This is a genomic window from Shewanella sp. M-Br, assembly GCF_036245925.1.
Classification (GTDB): Bacteria; Pseudomonadota; Gammaproteobacteria; order Enterobacterales; family Shewanellaceae; genus Shewanella; species Shewanella oncorhynchi.
In genome coordinates this window covers 39,442-45,954 of sequence record NZ_BJBV01000032.1, presented here as the reverse complement: position 1 = coordinate 45,954, position 6,513 = coordinate 39,442, and the positions used below count along the sequence as shown (strand labels likewise).

General features: G+C 45.3%; 6 protein-coding genes and 4 tRNA genes. 9 read left to right on the top strand and 1 reads right to left on the bottom strand.

Annotated features, from left to right (window positions below):
* Positions 1-380 precede the first annotated feature (380 nt).
* Complete coding sequence (gene murB / locus AAA952_RS20815) at positions 381-1,406, top strand: UDP-N-acetylmuramate dehydrogenase (RefSeq protein WP_263186906.1); 1,026 nt, start codon at positions 381-383, stop codon at positions 1,404-1,406.
* Positions 1,399-2,358 (top strand): bifunctional biotin--[acetyl-CoA-carboxylase] ligase/biotin operon repressor BirA, encoded by a 960-nt coding sequence (gene birA / locus AAA952_RS20810; protein ID WP_168827728.1) that lies wholly within the window; start codon positions 1,399-1,401, stop codon positions 2,356-2,358. Before murB ends, birA begins: the two co-directional genes overlap by 8 nt.
* A gap of 27 nt (positions 2,359-2,385) precedes the next feature.
* Here birA and coaA read toward each other — a convergent pair whose 3' ends face one another.
* A complete protein-coding gene (gene coaA / locus AAA952_RS20805) occupies positions 2,386-3,336 on the bottom strand; it encodes a type I pantothenate kinase (RefSeq protein ID WP_105251027.1) in 951 nt (316 codons plus the stop codon).
* Positions 3,337-3,571: 235 nt separating this feature from the next.
* On the opposite strand from coaA, the gene AAA952_RS20800 reads away from it, so the two are divergent.
* The 7 genes from AAA952_RS20800 (at position 3,572) to nusG (ending at position 6,432) form a co-directional block, all read left to right on the top strand.
* A tRNA-Thr gene (locus tag AAA952_RS20800) sits at positions 3,572-3,647 on the top strand.
* Positions 3,648-3,655: 8 nt separating this feature from the next.
* A tRNA-Tyr gene (locus tag AAA952_RS20795) sits at positions 3,656-3,740 on the top strand.
* A gap of 38 nt (positions 3,741-3,778) precedes the next feature.
* Positions 3,779-3,852: transfer RNA gene (locus AAA952_RS20790), tRNA-Gly, on the top strand.
* Between the two features lie 8 nt (positions 3,853-3,860).
* Positions 3,861-3,936: transfer RNA gene (locus AAA952_RS20785), tRNA-Thr, on the top strand.
* Positions 3,937-4,053: 117 nt separating this feature from the next.
* A complete protein-coding gene (tuf, locus tag AAA952_RS20780; RefSeq protein WP_105251028.1) occupies positions 4,054-5,238 on the top strand; it encodes an elongation factor Tu in 1,185 nt (394 codons plus the stop codon).
* Between the two features lie 261 nt (positions 5,239-5,499).
* A complete protein-coding gene (gene secE / locus AAA952_RS20775) occupies positions 5,500-5,871 on the top strand; it encodes a preprotein translocase subunit SecE (protein WP_006083613.1) in 372 nt (123 codons plus the stop codon).
* A gap of 9 nt (positions 5,872-5,880) precedes the next feature.
* Positions 5,881-6,432, top strand: coding sequence for a transcription termination/antitermination protein NusG (nusG, locus tag AAA952_RS20770; protein ID WP_105251029.1), 552 nt, complete (start codon positions 5,881-5,883; stop codon positions 6,430-6,432).
* Positions 6,433-6,513 lie beyond the last annotated feature (81 nt).

The window sequence follows — 6,513 nt, the reverse complement described above, 5'->3', positions numbered from 1 at the left end:
CCAAAGCCCTAGCCTAAACCGCTAGGGCTTTGGTGTTTATACGCTCCGCGAAAACTTATCTCGATGTCAACCCGCCGCTAAGCGGACTCCCCAGCTACGAAGACAAGCTTCTTCGCGTTCAATCATGGCTAAATACTCCGTATTTATAGCGCGATGATTTCACCCCCATGTGAGAGTAGGTCATCGCCAAGCGCCTAATTATTTCATTGAGATGTAACCAAGCCAGCTGAATAAGCTGGCTTTTTTGCGTCTATAATTTGTTAATTGGAGTGATTTTCCTGCTTTTCTCTCTGTTCTTCATCCAGCCATCTTCTCTAGCATGAGCTGCAATCCTCGCTTTTAGCAGTTACAATACGTTTTTGTCGTCATTGAACAAACACATGTCTCTATCTCATAGCCTTCAATCATTTAATTCCTTTGGTTTAGCCCAATCTTGCGCGGATCTTGTTGAAGCGCACTCAAAAGAAGCTGTTAAGGCGATATGTCTGCCACTATGGCAAAAGCAATTGCCTATGTTAGTGCTTGGTGGCGGTAGCAATCTGGTCTTTACGGAGGACTTTAACGGCACAGTTGTCAGGATTTTATCGAAAGGGATAAAAGTATCTGAAGACACAGAAGCGTTTTATCTCGATGTTGAGGCAGGTGAGAATTGGCACGAGTTAATTCAGTTTACGCTCGAGCATGGCATGTTTGGGCTGGAGAATATGGCATTAATTCCTGGGACGGTTGGTGCAGCACCTATTCAGAATATTGGCGCTTATGGTGTTGAACTATGTGATGTGTGTGATTGGGTTGAGTATCTTGATTTACCCTCAGGTGAGTTTGTGCGCATCAGTACAACTGAGTGTCAATTTGCTTACCGTGAGTCTATTTTCAAAGACAAATTGCGCAATCTCGCTGTAGTCACTGTTGTTGGACTGCGCTTAGCTAAACGTTGGCAACCGCGTTTGGCCTATGGTCCATTGCAATCGTTTGATCCTGCAACCGTTACAGCGCATGAGATTTTTGAGCGCGTATGCCAAGTACGAAGTGAAAAGCTTCCTGATCCCGCTGTGCTCGGCAATGCAGGCAGTTTCTTTAAAAACCCCATTGTAAGCGCGGCCTGTTATCTAGATTTAGCACAGCGTTTTCCGACGATAGTGGGCTACGCACAAGCGGATGCAACAGTGAAATTGGCTGCAGGCTGGTTGATTGAACAAGCGGGACTGAAAGGTTTTGTGCTCGGCAATGTGGCAGTGCATGACAAGCAAGCCTTAGTGTTAGTGAATCGAGGCGGAGCAACGGGGCATGATATTTGCCGCCTAGCACTGCATGTTATTGCGCAAGTTCGGGATAAATTTGGTGTCGTTCTAGAAGCCGAGCCTAGAATCATTGGGGCCAATGGCGAAGGAGATTTGCATGTCTGATCATTGGGGAAGAAAACGCCAGATATTAGCTTTATTATCTAGCGGGCAATTTGTTTCTGGCGAGCAGTTAGCCACTGAACTTGGGATTTCGCGTGCCGCAGTGAATAAGCACATCGATGCGCTAGAAACCTATGGTGTGGCAATTTATAGCGTCAAAGGTCGCGGTTATAAGTTAGCTAATCCTATTTCTTTGATTGATGCATCACGTTTAGTGCAATCAATTGATAACCGTTGCTTTTACTTTGATGAGATAGCAAGCACCAACGGCTTTATGCTGGACCATACTACTGAATTGAAGAATGGTGATGTGTGTGTGGCAGAGTATCAATCCGCAGGTCGTGGTCGTCGAGGCCGAACTTGGGTGTCGCCCTATGGGCATCACTTATATTTCTCGCTGTTTTGGACTTTCCCGCAGGGAATGGCACAGGCCATGGGATTGAGTTTAGTGGTGGCCTGTACATTGGTTGAAGTGCTTAAATCTTTTGGCGTCGAGAATATTGGTGTTAAGTGGCCCAATGACATCTATTTGGATAACAAGAAGCTTGCCGGGATCTTGATTGAAATGTCGGGGCAGGCTGATAGCCTGTGCCAGCTTATCATAGGTGTTGGTGTCAATATGGCTATGTCAGAGGAACAAGGTAAAGGTATCGATCAGCCTTGGAGTGATTTGTCAGAGTTGGTCGACATGCCTGACAAGACGGCGCTTGTTATTGCATTACAGAAGCAGCTTAAGCGTGATATTCAGTTATTTGAGCGTGAAGGATTAGCTGCATTCAAGACTCGTTGGCAAGCTGCGGACTTATTTTATGGCCGTGAAATACGTTTGCTTATGGGGGAAAAGTCTGTCGAAGGAATTTGTCGTGGCGTTGATGAGCAAGGTGCGGTATTGCTCGAAACCGCCGATGGTGTTCAAGCATTTATCGGCGGTGAAATTAGCTTAAGGGCACGCTAAGTACGCAAGAGTCAATTTTATATAAGGCTATTTGCGCATCAGCACGTGGGACATCAAATGATCCTGACCTTTCTGCAGGATCAAATGGGCCCTCTCACGGGTCGGTTGAATGTTAAGTTGTAGGTTTGGGCCATTGATTGTGTCCCAAATATTGGCGGCAATCGTATTGGCTTCATCGTCGGTTAGCGTCGAATAGTGATGAAAATAAGATTTTTTGTCACTGAATGCGCCAGAGCGGAACTGCAAGAATCGTTCTTTATACCATTGTTTCAGCAAAGGTTCTTCCGCATCGACATAAATAGAAAAGTCGACAAAATCGGAGACGAAAGGACGACGGGTATCAACGGGGGAGTCGAGTCCAGTCTGTAATACATTCAAGCCTTCTAAAATTAAGATGTCTGGCTGAGAAACGGTTTGATGCTGATTCTTAACGCGGTCATAGGTGACGTGCGAATAGATAGGGGCTTTCACATGTGGCTGACCGGATTTCACGGCGGAGATAAACTCAACCAGCATTTTCATATCGTAACTTTCTGGAAATCCCTTACGCTGTAAGAGTCCTTTACGTTTTAAGTCCGCCAGAGGATACAAAAAACCATCTGTTGTCACCAAATCAACTTTTGGGTGTTCAGGCCAGTGTCGTAGTAAAGCTTGCAAAATACGTGCTGTGGTGCTTTTCCCGACGGCGACACTACCAGCAATACTAATGATGTAAGGACTTTTTGATGGTTTTTGACCGAGGAATTCATCAACCACTAAGCCTCGTTGTTGCTTAGCTTTAACGATCAAATTCAGTAGCCGGCTAAGGGGAAGATAAATATCGGTCACTTCCGATAAGGAAATCTTTTCATTTATGCCTCTAAGGTTCTCCAAGTCTTGCTCACTCAGTGTCAACGGCACTGAATCTCGTAACTCAGACCATTGCAGGCGCTCGAAGGCGAGATAGAGTGCTTTTTGAATTGAATTTTTAGAAGTCATAGGCTTTCCTCAGCTTAGGAAAGGCACAGTACACTATGAGATTATTTGGAACAATACTAAATGGGTGATTGCAGTCGTGTTTCCGTTACCGTTTGATGTATTCGCTGTTTAATTGGCCGTCAAAGTTGCATAACGTGTAAAAAAACACCGTTCAAGCGCTTTTTTTACGTAAATAGGCGTTTTTTACTTGCACTTGGGAGCGCATTTACCTAATATCCCGTTCCGAAATGATAATGCCGGCATAGCTCAGTTGGTAGAGCAACTGACTTGTAATCAGTAGGTCCCGAGTTCGACTCTTGGTGCCGGCACCATTTTCTGTGGAGGGGTTCCCGAGTGGCCAAAGGGATCAGACTGTAAATCTGACGGCTCAGCCTTCGAAGGTTCGAATCCTTCTCCCTCCACCACTTTTTTCTAGGTAGTTAGGTAGCCTTAGTTAGGTTGCGCGGACATCGTATAATGGTATTACTCCAGCCTTCCAAGCTGATAACGCGGGTTCGATTCCCGCTGTCCGCTCCAAATTAGTTGCTGATATGGCTCAGTTGGTAGAGCACACCCTTGGTAAGGGTGAGGTCGGCAGTTCGAATCTGCCTATCAGCACCAGCCTCTCTAAATTTAGCTCCTACGCCTAAACATAATCGGTTCGATGTCATTTTAATGCATCGGATTTTTTCTATATGTTAGTTTTCATCACCAAGAATCTTGGACTGAGGCATTACCATGGCTAAAGCTAAATTTGAACGTATTAAGCCCCATGTAAACGTGGGCACCATTGGTCACGTTGACCATGGTAAAACCACACTGACTGCAGCTATCTCTCACGTACTGGCTAAGACCTACGGTGGCGAAGCTAAAGACTTCTCTCAAATCGATAACGCTCCAGAAGAGCGTGAGCGCGGTATCACGATCAATACCTCTCACATCGAATATGACACGCCTTCACGTCACTACGCACACGTAGACTGCCCAGGCCACGCTGACTATGTTAAAAACATGATCACTGGTGCTGCACAGATGGACGGCGCGATTCTAGTGGTTGCCTCTACAGACGGTCCAATGCCACAGACTCGTGAGCACATCCTGCTTTCTCGTCAGGTTGGCGTACCTTTCATCATCGTGTTCATGAACAAATGTGACATGGTAGATGACGAAGAGTTACTGGAATTGGTCGAAATGGAAGTGCGTGAACTTCTGTCAGAATACGATTTCCCAGGTGATGATTTACCAGTAATCCAAGGTTCAGCTCTGAAGGCCCTAGAAGGTCAACCAGAGTGGGAAGCTAAGATCCTTGAATTAGCCGCAGCACTGGATTCTTACATTCCAGAACCACAACGTGATATCGATAAGCCGTTCCTACTGCCAATCGAAGACGTATTCTCAATTTCAGGCCGTGGTACAGTCGTTACTGGTCGTGTTGAGCGTGGTATTGTTAAAGTGGGTGACGAAGTTGAAATCGTTGGTGTTCGCACAACGACTAAAACAACGTGTACTGGTGTAGAAATGTTCCGTAAACTGCTTGACGAAGGTCGTGCAGGTGAGAACTGTGGTGTGTTATTACGTGGTACTAAGCGTGATGACGTAGAACGTGGTCAAGTATTGGCTAAACCAGGTTCAATCAACCCACACACGACTTTTGAATCAGAAGTTTATGTTCTGTCAAAAGAAGAAGGCGGACGTCACACTCCATTCTTCAAAGGCTACCGTCCACAGTTCTACTTCCGTACAACTGACGTAACCGGTACTATCGAACTGCCAGAAGGCGTAGAGATGGTAATGCCTGGCGACAACATCAAAATGGTAGTGACTCTGATTTGCCCAATCGCGATGGACGAAGGTTTACGCTTCGCAATCCGTGAAGGTGGTCGTACAGTTGGTGCTGGTGTAGTAGCTAAAATCATCGCTTAATTGCGATAGAAATTAGTTTGAAAAGGAAGCTTCGGCTTCCTTTTTTGTTTAAGTGGATTATTTCATAGGTTTTGTGGTTTGCATGGGATTCGCATCCTTGCTTACAAAGTCGAATAAGAATACAATCTATGGCCGATTTTTGACCCTGAGCTTATGCTATTTTGCGTTTCTAAGGGTGTTCGGAAATGCAGAGTGATGTGGGATTATGCCCGTCAATTAATGTGCTCTAAGCTCAGGCCGTATTGAGTAACGGAAAAACCGATGACAACAAATACTGAAAACCAGAACAATTCTCTGGATATCGTGAAGTGGGGTTTAGTGATTGTATTGCTAGCCGCTGCTGTTATTGGCAATCAAATGTATAGCGAAGCCAGTGCCGTCATACGTGCGCTTAGTGTTATCGTTGCATTCGCTATTGCTGGTTTTATTGCGCTTCAGACTGTAAAAGGTAAAAAAGCGTTAGCTTTTGCCCGTGAAGCGCATATCGAAGTGCGCAAGGTTGTATGGCCGACGCGTCAAGAAGCGCTAAACACCACTTTTATTGTCCTTGCAGCAACAGGTATCTTAGCTCTTATCCTTTGGGGTATGGATGCTGTGTTAATGCGAATTGTCAATTTTATCACTGGCGTATAGGCACCTCGAATGACTGAAGCTAAAGAAGCTAAAAAAAGATGGTATGTAGTGCAGGCATTCTCAGGCTATGAAGGCCGAGTTTGTAAGTCACTGATTGAATATATTAAAATGCATGGCATGGAAGCATACTTCGGTGAAGTATTGGTTCCGACTGAAGAAGTCATCGAAATGCGTGCAGGTCAGCGTCGCAAGAGCGAACGTAAGTTTTTCCCTGGCTATGTGTTAGTCCAGATGGAAATGAACGATGACAGCTGGCATTTAGTCAAAAGCATCCCGCGTGTTTTAGGCTTTATTGGCGGAACGTCTGATCGTCCTGCCCCAATTTCAGATAAAGAAGCTGATGCAATTCTGCGTCGCTTACAAGAAACGACAGCGTCACCGACTCATAGAACCATATTTGAGCCTGGTGAAGTGGTACGTGTGTGTGATGGTCCATTTGCTGACTTTAACGGTACCGTTGAAGAAGTGGATTATGACAAGAGCCGCGTGAAAGTATCAGTGATGATCTTTGGTCGTTCTACGCCTGTTGAACTTGATTTTAGTCAAGTTGAAAAAGGCTGATTAAATAAACTACAAAATCCGTTTGGCAACGGGTGCGAATTTCTATATAATTCGCACCCGTTGTTTTCGGGGGAGCATGTC

Excerpts from the sequence above, each read along its gene's own strand:
- murB (WP_263186906.1), top strand. The coding sequence starts at position 381 with ATGTCTCTATCTCATAGCCTTCAATCATTTAATTCCTTTGGTTTAGCC.
- birA (WP_168827728.1), top strand. The coding sequence starts at position 1,399 with ATGTCTGATCATTGGGGAAGAAAACGCCAGATATTAGCTTTATTATCT.
- coaA (WP_105251027.1), bottom strand. The coding sequence starts at position 3,336 with ATGACTTCTAAAAATTCAATTCAAAAAGCACTCTATCTCGCCTTCGAG.
- tuf (WP_105251028.1), top strand. The coding sequence starts at position 4,054 with ATGGCTAAAGCTAAATTTGAACGTATTAAGCCCCATGTAAACGTGGGC.
- secE (WP_006083613.1), top strand. The coding sequence starts at position 5,500 with ATGACAACAAATACTGAAAACCAGAACAATTCTCTGGATATCGTGAAG.
- nusG (WP_105251029.1), top strand. The coding sequence starts at position 5,881 with ATGACTGAAGCTAAAGAAGCTAAAAAAAGATGGTATGTAGTGCAGGCA.